Origin of the sequence: Dictyobacter kobayashii, from assembly GCF_003967555.1 — a bacterium.
GTDB classification, from domain to species: domain Bacteria; phylum Chloroflexota; class Ktedonobacteria; order Ktedonobacterales; family Ktedonobacteraceae; genus Dictyobacter; species Dictyobacter kobayashii.
In genome coordinates, this window is record NZ_BIFS01000001.1 from 2,563,243 (window position 1) to 2,581,941 (window position 18,699).

Genomic DNA, 18,699 nt, shown 5'->3' on the forward strand with positions numbered 1-18,699 from the left:
CTATAGATATGTTGTCCTGTATTTATGGACACAGCTTACTTTCATCTGTAGTCGTGGGTGCTGAAATCCCGTGAAAGTAGATACATCGCAAATGACCAACTAAATCTCCGTATTGGACCTGCAAGCCCTCGTGAAAGTTTTTGAACAGGCGCGACACGATGATGCCAAACAGAGCTTCTAGCATTACCTCTGTCGGTAAGCAAGCATTAAAAATGCCTTCAGCTTTCCCTTCGTCCAGCATCAAGGCAATCTGTTCGCGCATTCCATTGAAGGTTTCTTTGATCTCGTAGTGAATTTCTGCTTGCAGATCAGAGGCGTTACGCAAAATAAAAAATAAAGGATGCTTCTCAGCTATGTGGTAACACAGCGTATCGATCATTAACGTCATTTTTTCTTGCGCACCAACCTGCATATGAGCAATCTGCTCGATCGCAACCTGAAGATCATGGAATTCCCGCTTAAAGAGAACAATCATTAAAGCTTCTTTGCTCTCAAAATGTTGATAGAGCGTGCCTTTAGCGACACCGACGCGCTGGGCGATCTCACCCATCGAGGTATCATAATAGCCGCGCTCTAACAACAAATCCTGTGTTGCTTGCAGGATCAACTCTTCTCGTTCCTGCCGCTGCCTTTCCTTAAGCGATTGATGTATCATTTTTCTTCGACCAATTCCTTTGAGAGATATTTTCCTGGTCATACCAGTTGATTTCTGACCAACAATACTAAATTTTGACTGGCCAAATTTCTTTATGACTCTCTAGTCATCAATTTACCAGAAAGTCATTCGACTGTCAAGAGTTTGCAGGGCTTATTGAGATAAATGCGTGTTCTCGGTTGCTGACTTTTTGGTCGAAGATATGCTCGAGCCAGCATTTAAGGCGGTTTGTAGCTGTTCAGAGGCCTGAGAAAGCAAGCTAACCAATTGTGTTTGGGCCTGGCGATCCTGTTGTAGCTGCTCCAGAAATGCATCCTGACGGGCCGTGAAATCCCCGACCTTAAACGCCAGTTCGGCGGCACGCTCAATCGTCAGATCCAGGGTATCCAGGATATTTCTGAGATCGGTTCCCCAGCGATCCTGCTTCTGACCAAGTTCGACCATAGTAGTGGCAGCCTCTTCCAATAACTTTGTCGACTGCGAGGCCGCGGTTATCAATAATTCTTGCTGTTGGGCCAGATCCACCGTTGGAGCAACCAGGTTCCTGGCCTGCAAGGTCAGTTCGCCATTGGTCTCTTTCAGGATAGTTGCGGCGGCACGTACATGATCGGCGGTTTTGACGACTCCAGATGTCAACTTACCAATCTCTTTTAGATACTTGCTCCCCTCCAGCAGTTGCTCTAACATACGATCTGTTACCTGACCCAACCGATTCATCACTTGCTGTGACATCCCATCATATCTGGTGGCAACATCTTTCGTTACGCCATCAAAGCCCTGTACAACCTCGCGGGTCATATTTTCAAAGCGATCCGACACATTCTGCATCATGCCATCTAGATTCTTCTCCGTCCCTTTGGTGGTGCTATAGAGATTTTTGGTTATGTTCTGGGTCACCCCATCAAACTTGCTAGAGATATTCTGGGTCATGCCACCAAAATTGTCGGTCACATTCTGGCTCATGCCATCAAAACGCTCAGTCACATTCTGGGCCATATCATCAAATCTAGTAGTGACGTTCTGGGTCATGCTATCGAAACGCTGGGTTACGTTCTGGGTCATGCCATCAAAGCGGCCAATAATATTCTCAAATTTATCTTCCAGGCGGCGCGCCATGGTATCAATGCGCCTGGCCACTTGTGTCAGGCTATCGGCCGCCGTGAGCTGGCTCTTATATTGCGCCAGGTATAAGGTGAGCATAGCCAGCATATGGGTCAAGTCGGTGTGTAGCTCTTGTTCCAGTTGCACCTGTTCCTGCCGCAGCCGCTGCTGGCGCAGGGATGGTCCGATAGATAGCCAGAGCGAGTAGACCAAAAAAGCCAGCAGCAACACAACGTCAACGATCAGTACATTGCTGGCCCGTAGCCAGCCAGGCAACTGGCCAGCAAAGCCCTGCTGCCACCAGTAGAGAAAGGAGGGGCTGCCTTGTCTGGCATGCGTGCTCAAGATAGCGGGATACAATGTCAAAGCCTGGGCCAGGCTCAGACCGCTCAGCAATAGAGGGAGACCCAACAATAGCATGCGCAGTGGTCTATCCCATTGACTGAGCTTGCGAGACTGAGCAGGTTGTGAGAGATAGCTGTGGTAACGCTCCAACACTAGATTAGGCTCGATCATTTGATATAGATCGACATCAGCCCAGGCATTGATCTCGCTGGTCGCATCATTTTTAAGGGCATTATTCAAGAGCTTGAGGCGCTGGGCGCTACTGGCATCAAATGACTCAATGCGCGGGGTCATTTCAGTTAAAAGCTCTGTGACATGCTTAATATCTACCATAATTTTCCTCAGAAGGGGTGCTCTCGGCCACGCAGGCGGCGGCGCACATCCGATTGAATGGCACGGCTACAACAACTACAATGACACGGTAACAGCGATTTTATCTCGAGAACTGGCGGTGCAACCATCGGCAAAAAACCAGCGCTCATCCTTATCCCAGGGATCAAGTAAAGCGCTATAACCCTGTATATAAACAGATGAGCCAGCCGTCTCGTCCAATGCGATCTCGCACGATCCCTGGCTCTGGCCTTCAATACGTTGCACCCAGAGCAGGGAATCACCAGTCATATGCGGAACATGATTGGCCAGCCTGGGCGGCCAGCGCTCGCTACTCCAGACGATCACGGCGTGCTGCACAAGTGGATGGTCGGGCCAGCGCCAGTTGAGGCTCAGATAGGTCGTGTCATTCCGTCGCCGTACTTTTGCGCTTAACAGGCTTAAATCTTGCTGGCGGATAAAGCGCAGGGCCGCCTTCTGCAGCTTAAAACAATTGATTTTGCTGAACTGGAGCGCCTTTAACGGCCACGCGCATAGCAGGGCCGCCGCGTAGTCACGCTCAGCTAGCGCTCGCTCAATTTCAGTAGCAGCGATGGCCCCTGCGATACGTTGCTGCTGCCAGGGTGAAAAGGCGGCAAGATGCTGCTTTAAGGCTGGCTGGTAAGCATGACGTATGCGGGCATCATTGTCGCTAGCAATGCCCTGCAATATATCCTGCTTCATTAGCAGGTAGCTCCGAACCTCGTTTAGCAGACTAAGCTCCTGGGCAGAAAAGATGAAGTTACGTTGATATTTCGAGGTCTGAATGGCATCATAGGCGGCAAGCAAGGCCTCGCGGTTATCTGCACCATGTGCCTGCTGAAAAGCACGTGCCAGCAGCAGGATCTCTCGCTCCATTGGAGTCACATTCTGGGATTCATTCAAGAGCGGAGCATCATAGGCAGCGGCGATCTGGAGCGGTCGCTTATTGGCGATAGCGATCCGAAAACGGGCCAGGGCACTGCGGCGCTGTTGAGCCAGTCTGGCACGCTGTAGCAGCTCTTCTGGGAAGGTCTGTACATCAAAGTGTCCAAAGTTACTGATTTCTTCATAGGCGGACGCTATCGCCTCGTCATCATCGCTCTGGCACACCTGTCTAAAAGCCACTGTCTGCTCAGAAAGTTGGCGCTCCCGTTCACGTTGCGTACGGCTCACGGCTGGTCGCGTAAGTGGCCGCTGGCTGGCGCTGGTGATGGTATGCGCATTAGGAATTGTCCGCCGTTCTACAGGAGGATTTGGCACCACAGTTGGCACCACTTCCGGCTGTGTTGGTGGCGGCGCTACCTTGTACTCATGGGGCTGCTCAACCAGTTGCCATGGAAAGCGTACCTGCTCGATTGGCTGCTGACAGGCATGCCACAATGTGGATACAGCAGCGGTCAATTGTGGATCATTCAGCTGCATCAATGTCTGCAGCAGGCTGGAATGAGCAGGCTCCTTATAATCTTGCCGCGTAAATAAGAGATTCGTATCTAACAGCCGTCCCTGCGCATCACGTTTGGCGTAAGTCTCCCACAGTCCAGGTCGTAGCGAGAGGGCCAGCAAGGCCGTATAGATGACCAGCGCCGAGAAATCATCCATCGTCGCATTAAAGGGCCGATCAGCCATTTGTGGATGCTGATAATCTGGCTGGCCAAGCAAGACGCGCTTTAAGTTTGCCGCCGTGGGTCCAAACTCCGGAATATATACACCATCATAGTCCACCAGCGCCAGTCGACCATCCTCTCTACACATGACATTAACCGCCGCCAGATCGCCATGGGCCATTCCACAATGCCTCATCAGAGCAAGCAGTTCTAACCATTGCTGGACCAGGCGCTGTAGCCGTGGGATATCCTGGTGGCGGCAACAAGCATCCACCGTTTCAAGCAAGGTCAGACCATCAACCCATTCCATATCGATAACAGGATAGGCACGAGGTGGCTGAACTCCCTGTTCTTTGACAATCAGGCTATCCGCGTAGTAATGGCTATCGACAGTAATGGCTGGCACATGTGCGCGGAAGAAAGCTCCGATGCGTTCATAGCGGAAGCGCATATCCGCATCGATAGGTACCCGAAAGCAGCGCAGGGCACGCGGCTGCCCACTGAGGGTAATAAATTTATAGACAACAGCAAATCCACCTTCGATTCCCCAGGGACGCTCGACTGGTCCCAGAGTAGTCTGGGTGGTTAGAGTAGCAACTTTTCCTTGCTTTATTTCGGGGTCCGTAATCTTAAGCCGGGCCGCGGAAAAAAGCATCGCCTCATCATATGCAAGACGATCAGGCATAGCATCATCCCTTCCACCAACGTAAGCTTGTCACCCACGGGCAGGCCTGCTCCAAACGTTGTCTGAACTCCGTAGGAGCATAGCCATGGGCGGCCTGTAACCAATCCTCTAGCTGTGTGGATTTCTCCCAGAGCAGATAATCCTCAAAAAGTTGACGATTCAAGAAGATTAACAGGATGTCTTTTAATTGACCTTCAGTCAGGTCCAATCCTTGTAACAGACGCTCATAGTTAACCATTGGATCACTTTTAAAGGCCTGCCAGATATCAGGTAACAGAATATCTGGCAATAAGGGCATGGCAGCCCCGCTGCTATTGACCGCGCGAATGCCTTCCTGAATCAACGGAGCATTGATCAGATCATCCAGGGTTGTCTGCTCCAGTTCTACGTCGCTCATTTTCTGGTAGACCCAGTGCAACAAGTAAACGCGTTTAATAGCACAGACCTTTCTAAACCAGTATTCACTGATCGCAGGCACACCGCCATCCATAGCCTTTGCAGTCAACGGAGCCGCCTGATACTGCTTTTTCTGCAGTAGCTGTTCAACATATTTCTTATCCGGCTCAGGAAAAAGGAGCACTTCATGATAAGGTGAGTGAAGAATGGCTTCAACCGCCTCCAGCTTGGCACGCTCATTCTGATCGTGGCGCACATCCATCCATTGCTGAGCCAGTAAGACTATTTGCCGCTCCTCCTGAGAAAGGATGGTCAGATTACGTCCCATCAGATCAGAGGCAAGGGCAATCTGATCTACATATTTGCTGCCAATAGCACGCTGTACACGCAGGCGATCCTGTTCACGCTGGGCGGCCTGCAAAATACGTTCCTGGTCGCGCCGGGACAGTGAGACACTGCTAACATAAGGCGAGCTCTGCAGGTCGGCTGAGGCTTCAACGATCAGCATATCGTCATTGGAACGCAACGCCTGGATCAGGGCCAGTTCCAATTGGAGCTGCTCCTGACTCTTGACCACTACCTGCATGGCTGCAGGTGGGGCGGGCGCGGGAGACAGACCAAAGCTAGCCGGGTCCTGTGGCGCCTCCAAAGCAATTCCCAGTCGGGTCAGGGTTTTACATACCGCGGCGGCACACGGCTCATCCAGCAACAAATGAGCATACTTGCGCCACACCGGCGTGATCTTCTTGACCGCCTGCGGCCCATTGATCTCGCGCCGCAAGACCGTCAACACTTCACGCAATGCATCGGCCACCTGCCGCGCCATCTGCCACTGGTCCTCAGGGAAAAAGACGCCTTCTTGCTCCAGATCCTGGCCATCACCGAAAACAACGGCGGCCAGTTCTTTATTTTGCTCTTGTACCGCCTGTAAAAAGGCAGCCTTACGGCTGGCACGCAGCTCGGGCTGATGGGCTGGCGTCATTCCCAGCACCAGTTCGCTGGTTTCATCAGCCTGGGCGCTTAAAGAGAGTACAATAGCCGTACTATCATCATCACCCATCGCCCCGGCCGTACGGCAGGCGGCGATAAAGCCCGGCCAGCTCTCGGTCGTCTGTTCCGCCACGGTCTGAAAAGCACTCAGCGCAGTCTCTCCCGCCCTGCTGTCGGCATCCACGATCCAGCGCGCCACCGCGTCGGTAGCCAACAAGACACGATCTCCTGGTTCTAGCTCTACACAGCGCATAACCCCGCGCTGAAAATGGCGGTGAAAGGCACTGAGCTTTGAAGGCAGACTGATCGGCGGCTGATCAAAATCAGCCGCATGTTCCAACGGAAAAGCAATAATTTCAGAGGCAGCAGCTTTATGGATAAAAATACAGGTATCCCCAAAGACAAGCATTTGGGCCTGGACCGACGCTCCAGCGACCGTGCCGGGCGCAACCACACGCACAGTCGCCAGGGTAGAAAAACTGCCTTCATTCTGCACTTTCTGCATCACATTCCAGGGCATACCATCCAGGGCTGGTAACGACTGCTGAAATTGTTCCTGTGCTGCGCGCAGCCACCACTCAACCTCGAAGGGATCTTCACTCAGAAGAGGTGTAGCTAAGAAATGATCTACGAGATGCCTGGCCCAGATATTGGAGAATAGTGTAGTGCCAACCCCATCAGCCACCGCCAATAAACCTGCGGCAAGGTCTATAGCGTAAGCGTCCTCGCAGGACTGGTCATTGTGCTCAGATTTCCAACATTGGAGCCTGGTTACTTGTGCATACATACAAATTCAGTTTCTCATTCGTATTTTCATTCAAATTCACTCATTGACATTTAACGGTTGGGTCGCCGGAACACTGGCAAAGATAAACATCTGGCGCACAGATGCGGCATCGCCATTAAAGATCATACCGCGCGCACCCGGCTGGATATCTTTACCCAGCAATGAACGCAAGAGCTGACGACTGCTCTCCGGAATTTCACTGGAGATCTCAAAGAGAGAACGGGCGTATGCATCCTCTGGTAACTCTTCGCTATTGGCCGGATAAACAATCGGGGACAGGTTGAAATCCGTAATATGTACATTGAAGAACAGAGCCTGCCCATCATTAGTACGAATCTGGCTGATCTCCTGTGCCACGGCCAACGGATCTCCATCACTGGCAATCCCATCGGTCACATTAATAATAACAGGAGGATAACTATCGGGATGGTTAGAGGCCCACTCCTGTGCCAGATCACGCGCCTGTTCCAGCGCCATACACATGGGCGTGCCAGCACCAGCTTTGGCCTTGACCCAAACCGGAAAAGGTACAGTGATCTCGATTTCCTGGCCTGTATCGTCGATCTCTGTTCGCTTACGCCTCTCGATATCAAGTGGGTTCATCTGTAATTCTGGCAAGCTGATAAAGGACTTCCCAGACAAGCCACCCTGCAGAACTGGCTCAACCGAAATACCCTCGTAACCCAGCACCGCTACCTCCGCACGCGGTCGAACCTCCGTTGTGCCATCTCTCTGGGCCACTGTATTGGCCACGATCAATTCATTTAAGAAGCCGTTCAGGACCGTTGCTACCATATCGCATTTGCGACGACCAGCGCCGGCCTGAGCCATGCCAAAAGGATCTGCCATCGAGCCCGATTGATCAAGTAAAAAGATCAGGCACCCCGGACGTGAACCCGCCCAGACCTGTGTATATGTATCCATAGTTAAACTCACTAATTTTATGACTAACTCAAACAAACAATGACTTTACAGTCATCAATTTACCTAATGGTCAGAGTATTGTCAAGTACACTATACCATGACGGCTAGCCTGTTCAAACTGCATAGGACTGTTTTCCAGCTCAATTTTTGCTTTTTTTGCTGACAAATACAAAAATTAAGCTGAAATCATTTTCTATATATACAGAAAGGCAACACGTATTTATAAGGACGTGCGCTGGCGCGCCCGAACAGTTTTTATCGTGTGGTGTAGAAAAAGCGCAGTTGCGCTTTTTCTACACCACACGATAAAAACTGTGTCTGAACCTCATGATCTCCGCGATCCTCATACCTTCAGCGCTCAAGATATCATCCTCATGCCCTGGCGCCCAAGAAGTCATCTTTGTGCCCTGGCACTAAAGAAATCATCTTTTTGCACCACGAAAAGATAAAGGTGCGGGCGCGCCTGCGCCCGCCCGCAAGGGAACGAGGCGATTTCTATAGCAATGAAGATAAGACACACAATAGATACGGGAAAAAAGGGGAGAAAATGCGGGGGCCAGGTATCGACACCGATACCTGGCCATCATGCGGTAAAAGTAATCTGAAGCGCTGCATATGCAACTGCCCCAGGTTTATGCATGGGGTCTTCAAACGTTATCACTAGCCCACTTATTCGTCCTCTATACATCCTTGATAGATGAGGTAAGAGACAAAAATATTGTAAGCAGGCTTCCAGCAATTAACTACTCTGACTTATGAAAGCGACGCCTGTTCCAACCCGGAACAGAGAATTTGTGACCGCGCCAGGATGGTTCCCCCAGTTCATCGAACTAGCGATCACGGTACCATCGTTGAGAATCTGTTCAACTACAGCAACATGTCCTACAGGTGATGCTCCTTGAACACCTGCCTGCAAAACAAGTATCGAGCCAACCGTCGGGACGCTGGATACATGCCACCCAAACTCCGGGGCACGATCGACCCATTCTCCAGCATCAGCATTCATGCTCCATGGCACAAAAACATCGTGCAATTGGTAGTAGCGCGCTACAGCCCACCAGGTACATTGCCCAACCGGAAAAGTATTATGATTGCTGGCCGCCATTGAGAATGGGGCCATGGCTGCATAATAACCCGCTGGTACTCTATGTAAAGCAACACTGACGGGAAGATCTGTCTCTTGATAGGGCACCGCTTGAAACTGTGGGGCCGCGGGCTGATCGCGTTTCTCTAAACTCATTTGAGCCACATGTTTCATTAATGCCAGAGGCGCTGCCAATCTACGCGGCAGCTTAAACGTACGAATAGCGCTACTCATGTCTTCTAACGGTATGCTCGGAATACAAATACTCTGGTTGATGTATATCGAATTGGGGCCACTCAAACGATTATAGGCCACAATGCTCTGCTCGCCAAAACCATAGTACGCGGCAATACTCGCAAGTGTCTCATTCCTGATAACAGTATGAATGCGATCAGCTTGTGAGCAAGCGACATTAGTTCGCGCGTGCGCACCCTCCACATTCGCTCGCGACGTTACACCAACTAAGCCAAGTCCAAAGACGATGATAAAACAAGTACTCACTACAAAACTCACTACGTTGTACCGCTGGAAAACTTTCCAGCTTCGTGGTTGTGTTTGCAATGTATCCTCTTTCGAATATACAACTTGCAGACCCCCGCAAACGTCTTTAATGAAGCCTTTAAGCGTTTACAATGTCCAATTATTTAACGCTTAGATTGATGATCACAGACGTATAGTTTCAATATACACTACATACAGCAATAATATATTCTAATATATCTTTTTTCAGACTGGTTTATAAATAAAAAAGCGCCCATAAGGGGCGCAAGTGTTTTTTGGCGGATCGTTGCTTTTGTTACGCCTTTTTGTCGATGAGATCTACCAGCAGGGCTGCGTATTTCTGGCGATCGAGGGGCAGGTCTACTGCATTGTGGGTATAGTTAGAATATATACAGGCATTGGCCAGTTCCAGCGCCATGATACCTTCGGCCCCCGCTGAGGTAAAGGGTGTGCCATTAAGGATGGCTTCATTGAAGGCCCGGTAGACGGTTGCGTGATTGCCAGCAATGTCCGTACTCAGGGTGATAGGAAGCTCGTGGCTGGCTGGAGAGGCCATAGCTTTGGGCGAGGTGGCCACGAAATCGGCGATGTCGGCTTCTAAGCCACGAGCACTTAATTGACCGCCGTTGATCTCTAACTGTCCATAGGTGCCAACAATTTTCAAGTATTCGGACTGGTCGGCCTCGGCTGTACTGATGTGAAGCGACCCTAAGGCGCCATCAGGCCACTCGAGGGCTGCTTCTACCGTATCTTCGGTCTCGATATTGTGCAGGAAGCGGCGCGTCCAGCCAAAGACACGCGCGGGCTTGCCTACCAGGTGGCACAGGAGGTCCAGGTGATGGGGAGCCTGATTCATTAAGACACCTCCGCCCTCGCCTTTCCAGGTACCACGCCAGCCAGCGGATTGGTAATAGCGTGCGGTACGCGTCCATACTGCGGACATGGTTACATGCTGGATGCGGCCAATCTGTCCGCTTTGCAATAGTTGACGGGCGGCTCGAATTTCGGGTCTGAAACGGTGCTGGAAAACAACACCCAGTAAGAGTCCGGAATCTTCAGCGGCCTCGACCATCGCATCCGCCTCACCAACATGGACAGCCATCGGCTTCTCGACCAATACGTGGCAACCTGACCGCAAACAATCAATGGCAATCTGTGCATGGTAGGGATGCGGGGTCATAATCACCGCTACATCCGGCTTTATCTCGCTCAGCAGCTGACGATGATCAGCGAAAAAAGGGCAGTTCCACTCCTCTGCCCGTTGCTGGCCGATCTCTGCATTTACATCTGAAACCGCCACCACAGCAATTGAGGGCATTTGTAGGGCCGCACGATGCATTCCTAGCACCCCGGCACCTGCTCCAATGATCGCATAACGTAATTTATTGGTCTGCTTTGACTCCATAATCCAGAACTCCTTATCTTTATTATTCGGCAGCGCGGCAAGAAAATTATAATAAAGCCGCCATTCTCCACTAAGCATGATATTCCATCGATCTTGGATCACTTATTCTCATGTGGAGGATGGCGGCCGCGTTAGCAGGCAAAAGGTTAGCTCGCCTTACAAGCGCTTTTTACGTTTGCCCAGGGTCTCTTGTCCGGTAGGCTTCTGATCGAAGCTAACCAGATCTGCCATAGAGGGATCGGGCAGCGAGCGCAATGGGCTGTCATTGCCTGGCTCACCAGTCTCCTGATTGTAGCCAACTTCGCTGACCTGCTCGGGGCGAAATGGATTAAATGAATGCATTCCCGGAGGGGCGGCGTCGAGCGTGGGCCTGGTCTGGATGTAGGCCAGCTAGGCCACGAAGCCGCAACAGTGGCGGCAGTACTGCTGATAACATCCTGTTGTACCAGTGCAGTCTGGGCAACCTCTGGTGTAGTAGCCTCGGTAGCCTCTGACACAGGCTGTTGAACCTCTGGTGCGGTCTGGGTAGCCTCTGGCGTGGTCTGAGGGGTACGAGTTACCTGCGCCTTGGGTCCTTTAGCCGCTTTATTTTTTACTTTTTGGTCACGAGCCATAGATTACTCCTTTATAGCAGTGATAGATAGAGTGAACGAGAGAGGAAATAACAACCAGCCGATAATAACGTTTTAACCCGTACAACTTTTTATGCTATATAAAATTAGTACTTACGGGTACTGAGTTCCTTATAATAATGCTACTCGTTCCATAATTTGGACAAGCTAATCTTATTGAATATTGTACACCGTCACAGCCATATATGCGATGGAGGTTGGAGGGAAGATAGTGAAAATATTAATTACTGGTGCGACTGGCTTATTAGGTGGGTACCTCATAAAAGAGCTCCAAAAGCGCGGCGAGCAGATACGCGCATTGATTTTACCACTTGAAAATGCTGATCTACTGATCCAACAAGGCATTGAGACAATCAGGGGGATATAACCGCTCCAGCGACCCTGGGACCAGCGGTGAAGGATATCAATATTGTGTTTCACCTGGCTGGCATGATGGGAGTCTGGCGTCCACTGGCGGATTATCGCCAGGTCAATGTCACGGGAACACTAAACCTTTATCAAGCGGCCCAACAGGCTGGTGTGCGTCGTTTTGTACATACCAGTTCCCATACTGTCTATGGGCTAGGCCATGGTCATTTTCTGTCTGAGAGCGCGGCCCTGCGGCCAGATCCCGATCCCTATAGTTTAAGCAAAGCTGAGGCCGATCGCCTGGTGCGCCGCCTGCAGCTCACCAGTCAGATGGAGACGGTCATTATACGACCAGGCACCTTCTTTGGTCCTGGTGATCACTTACACTTTGGACGCATGGCACAGAAATTGCAGGCTGGCCGGGGGCTAGTGCTGGGTCGTGGCAACAACATGCTCCCTTTCTGTTATGTCACAGACGTAGCCCAGGGCTTTATACTGGCTGGTTATCATCACAATGCCCCGGGCAACACCTACAATATCACCAATGACCATCCGCTCACCCAGCTGCAGATGCTCAATCTGATCGCGGATGCGGTGGGTGGTAGCCGACCACAACTGCACCTTCCTTTCGCGCCTGTTTACTATGGCAGTATGGTTGCGGAAAATGTGCTGGCCCCATTGACGCGCCGCAAACCCATCGTGACACGGCTGGGAGCCATGATGTTTGGCACTGATAACCGCCATAGCATTGAAAAGGCGCGGCGCGAACTGGGTTTTCACCCTCAAGTTGAACTACCGGCTGGCATCCTGCAGGCCGCCCAATGGTTTAATACTGGTGGGATGGGGAAGGCGGCGATAGCAGCCAGTAGTCATATGGCTGCTATCGCTGCGCTGCGCCTTTAAGAGTACGTGCGCTACGCGCCCGACCACCTTATAAGATAGTTGGGGCAACAGTGCACAGCACTGTTGCCCCCACTATCTTATAAGGTGGCTCATGCACATTTCACTGTTGCCCCAACTATCTTATAAGGTGGCTCATGTACATTTCACTGGTGCCCCCAACTATCTTATAAGGTGGCTCATGCACATTTCACTGGTGCCCCCAACTATCTTATAAGGTGGCTCATGCACATTTCACTGGTACCCCCAACTATCTTATAAGTGGTCGGGCGCATTTCACTGTGCCATATCTATCTTATAAGGTGCTCATGCACATTCCACTGGTGCCCCCAACTATCTTATAAGTGGTCGGGCGCATTTCACTGGTGCCCCCAACTATCTTATAAGTGGTCGGGCGCATTTCACTGGTGCCACATCTATCTTATAAGTGGATCATGCACATTTCACTGGTTTCACATCTATCCAATACTATGTAGTACAGGAAAGGTGCGGAGCGCCTTTCCTGTACTACATAGTATAACCCCCTACCTTTTTCTGTGAAGCCAGGGGGCGGTGGGGCCGGTATCGATGCGGCGGCTGGTTTCTAAGAGAAAGGAGGCGGTGGGTGCGTTGGGCGCCAACTGGTGATCCTGCCTCAGGGTGGCCAGTTCCGCATAGTGCTGATGGGCCCAGTAGAGATTGACCCGGCATTGCTGGCAATTCTTAGCTTCTAGCATATTGTGTGTTTGACAACGTGGGCAGATATTCTGCACTTCCTCCATATAATCCTCCACAACTAGTATATCTTTAAATCAAGCCCATCCGAAGCACTTCAGCGACCGCCTGGGCCCGATCAGCGACCTGAAGTTTGCGATAGATGTCCTGCAATTTCCGTTTGACCGTGACCTCGCTCCAGAAGTGTCGCAGGGCAATCTCTTTATTGGTACAGCCTTCGGCCACCAGGCGTACTATCTCGATCTCTTTCTCGGTTAAGCCAGAGTTTGTACGTGTCTGCTCACGGGTAACGCGGCCAAACTCATCTAAGACCTGCGTCAAAGTATGGGCGTCCCTCAGCACGCGCTCCCCCTGTTGTACAGCGCGCAAAGCCGCCAGAATATCTTTAGTAGCCAGTGCTTTCTGTAAGTAGCCATGGGCCCCAATCCGAAAAGCTCGGAAGAGCACATCATCATCAAAGCAGCCAGTAAAAATGACGATATGCACGGCGGGACAGGCACGCAATAGCTGTTGCGCAATATCGAGTCCATCGCCAGGACCCAGAAAGACATCCAGGAGAATAATATCTGGCTGAAGTTCTAATGCCAGGGTGATCGCTGAATTGCCCTCCGCTGCCTCTCCAACTACCACAAAATCTGGTTCAGCCGCCAGAAAAGCGCACACACCTGTGCGTACAACTTCATGATCATCTACAACCAGCACGCGAGCAGGTGAGGCTCCAACCAGGGGCCGCTCCTGCTGCATCTGCTCCTGGTTCGAAAATTGCTCGTCTATATCCATCCCCACAACTCCTAACCACAACATGTCTTTTCATAATTCGAATGGAAGTCGATAATACATTATGATTGGCTTAATCAAATGTGCCTATACATAAAATATTATCCTTTCCTTTACCTTCATATTGAACATCAATTTTACTTATTTTGCCCACTAATAGGAACTATGTCTTGTTATAATAGGAGAATTGGGGGGCTTTTTAGAGTATTCCTCTCCTTTGCGGGCGGGCGCTGGCGCGCCCGCCCTGTGTTTATTAAGTGTGGTAGAAAATGTGCGATGCACATTTTCTACCACACTTAATAAACATTTGTGATTCTAGCACGAAAAATATCATTTTTTCTTATGTGGTGCAAAAAATGCCAACTACACATTTTCTACCACACTTAATAAACATTTGTGATTCTAGCACGAAAAATATCATTTTTTCTTATGTGGTGCAAAAAAATGCCAACTACACATTTTCTACCACACTTAATAAACATTTGTGATTCTAGCACGAAAAATATCATTTTTTCTTATGTGGTGCAAAATTGTGCGGAGCACAATTTTGCACCACATAAGAAAAAAGGTCGGGCGCGGCAGCGCACGTACGCACGGGAGCGACCCGCTTCCCATTATTATGGGAAGCGGTGCCCTCTTACAGCATGTCAGGTTCGATTTAAAAAAGGCATGGCATAGCGGGCATAAAAATCGGCATGATCCTGTCTTAGCCAGTGTAAAGGGGCCAGCAGAACCGAGGGAATATTCAAGGCCACCGCCCGTTGGAGGGCTGCCAGAGCCTCTTCATCGCGGCCCATACTGGCACCGATCATGCCCTTCCAAAAGTAGGCATCCCAGCGATCGAGGTTCAGAGCCAGCGCATACTCCAATTCCTGTAGGGCGAGCGTATGGCGCTGACGTAAAAAATTGGCCACACCACGACAGACATAAGCGGAATAGGCCGCTGGCTCCGCAGCAGCGATCTGCTCTAAGCGTTCAGCCATAGTGGCATCGGGCTGTAAAGAACATAGATCAATCCACTGGGCCATCCAGCCATGATCAGCATGCGATGAATCTAGATGCCAGCTCCGGCGGCAATCGCGGGCCGCCTGCTGCAAGTCACGCAAATAGAGATAGGCCTCGCCCCGATTGGTATAGGCGCAGGCAAAATCGGGTCGTAGCTCAATAGCCCGATTGAGATCCTCAATTGCACGCGCGGGCTGCTCTAGATAGATGTACATAGTGCCGCGACTAAAGATAGCCATTACATCACAGGGATCGTATGCCAGGATACGGCTATAGTCGGTCGCCGCTTCCTGATAGCGCTTGAGTCGCACATAGATGCCAGCGCGATCGTGGTAGACGGCCGTAAAGGTTGGATGCAGAGAGAGGGCTAACGTGTAATCCGCCAGCGCCTGTTGCACCGCTAGCTGGGCATCATGTGCCAGGCCACGATTATAATAGACAGTGGCCAGATTGGGGTCGAGCACGAGAGCTTGATCGAAATCCGTTATCGCCTCGCTATAGTGTTCAAGCAGGCGATAAGCCTCACCCCGATTATTATAGGTAAAAGCCGTCTGTGGTTGGAGCGTAAGAGCTTTATGATAGTGTTCTAAGGCCGCTTCAGGATGTCCACTATCCGTATAGGTAGCCCCCAGGCGATTGAGCAAGATTATATCGTCCGGTTTGAAACGAAGGGCTTGGTAGAAATCCGCGATTGCCTCATCAAAGCGTTCCAATGCCGCGTAAGCCTGGCCCCGACTACTATATGCTCCCAGACGACCAGCATGCTGTGCATCCAATAAAATAGCTCGATCTAGATTTAAAATGGCCTGCTCATATTCTTCCATCACAATATAGACCAGCCCACGGCCAATAAGCGGCTGTATATCCTGAGCATTCAGAGCAACGGCCATGCTGAAATCGTGCAGAGCGCGCCGATTATTATGCTGCAAATAATAGATGATACCGCGTTGATAATAAGCCTGCCCATAAGTAGGTTGGAGCTCGACCACGCGCTGGATATCACTGAGCGCCAGTTCATATTCATTCAAGCTGCGATACACCAGGGCTCGATTATAGTAAGAGGAGGCTTCCTGAGGTTGGTTTTGAATGGCCTGGCTAAATTCTGCCAGTGCCCGTTGATAATCGCCAGACAGCGCATAGTCAGCACCGCGTTTGTTATAATCCGAAACGTCACCGGTGGTCATCACCTCTGTCTCCTTTATCCCCAATAGTAATGTATATCAATTTGTTAAATGCAATGTGTATATACTAATAATGACGAACAAAGCAGGTATTTCTATCGCTGTATTATAGGGTATCAGTATATTATTGATTAAACGCAGAATAGCCAATTTGTCTTCATGGGGATAGATGTAAGAAAATAAAGGGCACAGATAAAATAAGCCATGATCAGCTTGATCATGGCTTACCCGGCGCAACGGAATAGCATTGACTCAGGCGCTACCTACCTGTGGCAGGGGAAGAGAAATGGTCCCCGGCCGCTGGAAAACCTCATCTGTAAACACAACTTTATACATCTGGGGAGCCATTGTAGCTATTTCTTTGACCTTGCTAAACAGTTCTTGCACATCAGGATGCTGCATCATTGTCTCTATATCTTCCTGACTACGCCATTGAGCATAATTAACAACACTTCTCCCATCCAGACTTTGATGGAAGTTCGCCGAAACATAGCCTGGCATAAAACGAATCACGGCAGTGGTTGCCCTGATTAAGAGATTAAGTAAGCGCTGCTGATTCTGCGGTTCGACCGTGAAGACATTCACCACAGTAATAACAGGTCGGTCTTTGGCAATTCTGGTCATCGTATCATCTCCCACCTGATACAAAATCCCTGCATATATATATTCACACGCTGGAAGCAGCCCATGAGAAACAGCCAATAATATTGGATGAATTACGTATGGGCTGCCCTTTGTTTCTAGAAGACGAAGGCCCGCGCTATTCAGGATAAATCATGACCCAGACCTCAGCGGGCCACCTTACGCGTCTCTTTACCGCGCACCAGCGAAGCCAGCACGCCCAAGACGGCGATACAGGCACAGACAATAAAGGTCACGTGAAAACTATGCACAAAGATCTGCTGTAGCTCTCCTGTTTGTCCACCAGCATGCCCGGAGGCCAGCAGGTTACCAGCCGTAGCGCCCCCAGACCAGAGAAGATCGCGCCAGCCAATGCGATACTCAAGCTTTGACCCATGGTGCGGGCAGTAGCCAGGAAACCCGAAGCACTGCCTTGATGTTGAGGAGGGGCCGCCCTAACAGGGCGCTATTATTTGGTGACTGGAAAATAGACTGACCGATACCAGTAATCACTAAAGGCCAGACGATCCCCCAGATAGGAGTATGTTCATTTAGAAAGCTAATAAAGACCAGGCCAAGGCCGGCAATCGTCAATCCACCAGCAGCCAGCCAGCGTGTGCCGATACGATCAGCCAGCGAGCCACTGATAGGTGCAATAAAAGCAATCATAAGTGGCAGCGGTGTTAATAAGAAACCAGACAGCTCGCTGGAAAAGCCACGCAACTCTTCCAGATAGAATGGCAACATAAAACTGACCGCGAACAGGGCCAGGAAGCTGATTATCAGGCTAAGCAGGGCGGAAGTAAAAACACGATTCTTAAGCAGCGAAAGCACAATCGCCGGATTGGGTACCCGAAGTTCCACAAAGGGCAATATAATCAGTGCCAGGGCGCCAACAATGAGTAGCACCAGAATAGGAACAGAGCCCCAGCCTAATTCCTGGGCAAAGGAGAGTCCGGCTGTCACACAGGCTAATCCTATGGCTAACAAGGTCGCCCCCAGTGGATCAAAGCGTCCAGGGTTGCGCTTCGTTTTTTCCTTGATAAACACCAGGGTTGCAATCAGACCCAGGATACCAAAAGGTAGATTGACAAAGAAGATCCAGCGCCAGGTAAAGTAGCCTGTAATCAGCCCTCCCAGGATTGGTCCAACACTTACTCCCAACGATACAGTAATAGCATTAAGCCCCAGAGCACGCCCTCTTTCATGAGAGGGGAAAGCGGAAGTTAACATAGCGGGGCTCACGGCCAGCAAGAGCGCGCCTCCCAGACCCTGTAGGGCGCGGGCAGCAATTAAAAAAGCCAGCGTGGGAGCCAGTCCACAGAGGGCGGAACTGCCGGTGAAAAAAATCAGTCCAGTTAACCATACGATCTTGCGCCCGAGCATATCCGCCAGCCGCCCGGCCGTCAACAAGATCGCCGCCGTCACCACCAGGTACGCAATCACCACCCATTCGATCGCCCCACTCAATGGAACGCCAAAACTTTTGGCGATAGCAGGCAAACTAATATTAACAATTGACGAATCCAGGGTCGCCATAAAAACGCCGATCGCCACCACCAATAACGTCGTCCACTTCCCGTTTTGGGACTGTACAGCACCACCGGTGGAGGCTTGATTGACCGGATTCTCAGAGGCTTGATTTTCCTTATTCACATGCGATTGAGCACTATTTTCCTGTTGCTTCATATCA

General features: G+C 50.6%; 15 protein-coding genes. 2 read left to right on the forward strand and 13 right to left on the reverse strand.

Features of this window, described 5'->3' with window-relative positions; genetic code table 11:
- Positions 1 to 22: 22 nt before the first annotated feature.
- The 8 genes from EL645_RS11215 to EL645_RS11250 form a co-directional block, all read right to left on the reverse strand.
- Positions 23 to 655: a TetR/AcrR family transcriptional regulator gene (locus EL645_RS11215; protein ID WP_161977299.1), complete on the reverse strand. Its 633-nt coding sequence runs from the start codon at positions 653 to 655 to the stop codon at positions 23 to 25.
- 153 nt (positions 656 to 808) lie between these two features.
- Positions 809 to 2,434, reverse strand: coding sequence for a hypothetical protein (locus EL645_RS11220; RefSeq protein WP_126550102.1), 1,626 nt, complete (start codon positions 2,432 to 2,434; stop codon positions 809 to 811).
- 75 nt (positions 2,435 to 2,509) lie between these two features.
- Complete coding sequence (locus tag EL645_RS11225; RefSeq protein WP_126550103.1) at positions 2,510 to 4,741, reverse strand: protein kinase family protein; 2,232 nt, start codon at positions 4,739 to 4,741, stop codon at positions 2,510 to 2,512.
- Between the two features lie 4 nt (positions 4,742 to 4,745).
- On the reverse strand, positions 4,746 to 6,914 hold the full coding sequence (locus tag EL645_RS11230) for a protein phosphatase 2C domain-containing protein (protein ID WP_126550104.1): 2,169 nt from the start codon (positions 6,912 to 6,914) through the stop codon (positions 4,746 to 4,748).
- Positions 6,915 to 6,950: 36 nt separating this feature from the next.
- Complete coding sequence (locus EL645_RS11235; RefSeq protein WP_126550105.1) at positions 6,951 to 7,838, reverse strand: vWA domain-containing protein; 888 nt, start codon at positions 7,836 to 7,838, stop codon at positions 6,951 to 6,953.
- A 739-nt stretch (positions 7,839 to 8,577) separates the two neighbouring features.
- Positions 8,578 to 9,423: a CHAP domain-containing protein gene (locus EL645_RS11240; protein WP_126550106.1), complete on the reverse strand. Its 846-nt coding sequence runs from the start codon at positions 9,421 to 9,423 to the stop codon at positions 8,578 to 8,580.
- A gap of 295 nt (positions 9,424 to 9,718) precedes the next feature.
- The gene (locus EL645_RS11245; RefSeq protein ID WP_126550107.1) at positions 9,719 to 10,828 is read right to left on the reverse strand and encodes a Gfo/Idh/MocA family protein; all 1,110 of its coding nucleotides are present in this window, start codon (positions 10,826 to 10,828) and stop codon (positions 9,719 to 9,721) included.
- Positions 10,829 to 10,984: 156 nt separating this feature from the next.
- Complete coding sequence (locus EL645_RS11250) at positions 10,985 to 11,170, reverse strand: hypothetical protein (RefSeq protein WP_126550108.1); 186 nt, start codon at positions 11,168 to 11,170, stop codon at positions 10,985 to 10,987.
- Here EL645_RS11250 and EL645_RS39225 point away from each other — a divergent pair.
- Both EL645_RS39225 and EL645_RS11260 read left to right on the forward strand, forming a co-directional pair.
- On the forward strand, positions 11,165 to 11,335 hold the full coding sequence (locus EL645_RS39225) for a hypothetical protein (RefSeq protein WP_161977300.1): 171 nt from the start codon (positions 11,165 to 11,167) through the stop codon (positions 11,333 to 11,335). The genes EL645_RS11250 and EL645_RS39225 overlap by 6 nt on opposite strands.
- A gap of 488 nt (positions 11,336 to 11,823) precedes the next feature.
- Positions 11,824 to 12,711, forward strand: coding sequence for an NAD-dependent epimerase/dehydratase family protein (locus EL645_RS11260; RefSeq protein WP_126550110.1), 888 nt, complete (start codon positions 11,824 to 11,826; stop codon positions 12,709 to 12,711).
- Positions 12,712 to 13,232: 521 nt separating this feature from the next.
- Here EL645_RS11260 and EL645_RS11265 read toward each other — a convergent pair.
- The 5 genes from EL645_RS11265 to EL645_RS11285 form a co-directional block, all read right to left on the reverse strand.
- Positions 13,233 to 13,469 carry a hypothetical protein gene (locus tag EL645_RS11265; RefSeq protein ID WP_126550111.1) on the reverse strand — a complete coding sequence of 79 codons (237 nt, stop codon included), beginning with the start codon at positions 13,467 to 13,469 and terminating at the stop codon, positions 13,233 to 13,235.
- Positions 13,470 to 13,494: 25 nt separating this feature from the next.
- Positions 13,495 to 14,202 carry a response regulator gene (locus EL645_RS11270; RefSeq protein ID WP_161977303.1) on the reverse strand — a complete coding sequence of 236 codons (708 nt, stop codon included), beginning with the start codon at positions 14,200 to 14,202 and terminating at the stop codon, positions 13,495 to 13,497.
- Between the two features lie 644 nt (positions 14,203 to 14,846).
- Positions 14,847 to 16,388 carry a tetratricopeptide repeat protein gene (locus EL645_RS11275; protein WP_126550113.1) on the reverse strand — a complete coding sequence of 514 codons (1,542 nt, stop codon included), beginning with the start codon at positions 16,386 to 16,388 and terminating at the stop codon, positions 14,847 to 14,849.
- Positions 16,389 to 16,637: 249 nt separating this feature from the next.
- Positions 16,638 to 17,009: an antibiotic biosynthesis monooxygenase family protein gene (locus EL645_RS11280; RefSeq protein WP_126550114.1), complete on the reverse strand. Its 372-nt coding sequence runs from the start codon at positions 17,007 to 17,009 to the stop codon at positions 16,638 to 16,640.
- A 378-nt stretch (positions 17,010 to 17,387) separates the two neighbouring features.
- Positions 17,388 to 18,695: a DHA2 family efflux MFS transporter permease subunit gene (locus tag EL645_RS11285; RefSeq protein WP_218031816.1), complete on the reverse strand. Its 1,308-nt coding sequence runs from the start codon at positions 18,693 to 18,695 to the stop codon at positions 17,388 to 17,390.
- Positions 18,696 to 18,699 lie beyond the last annotated feature (4 nt).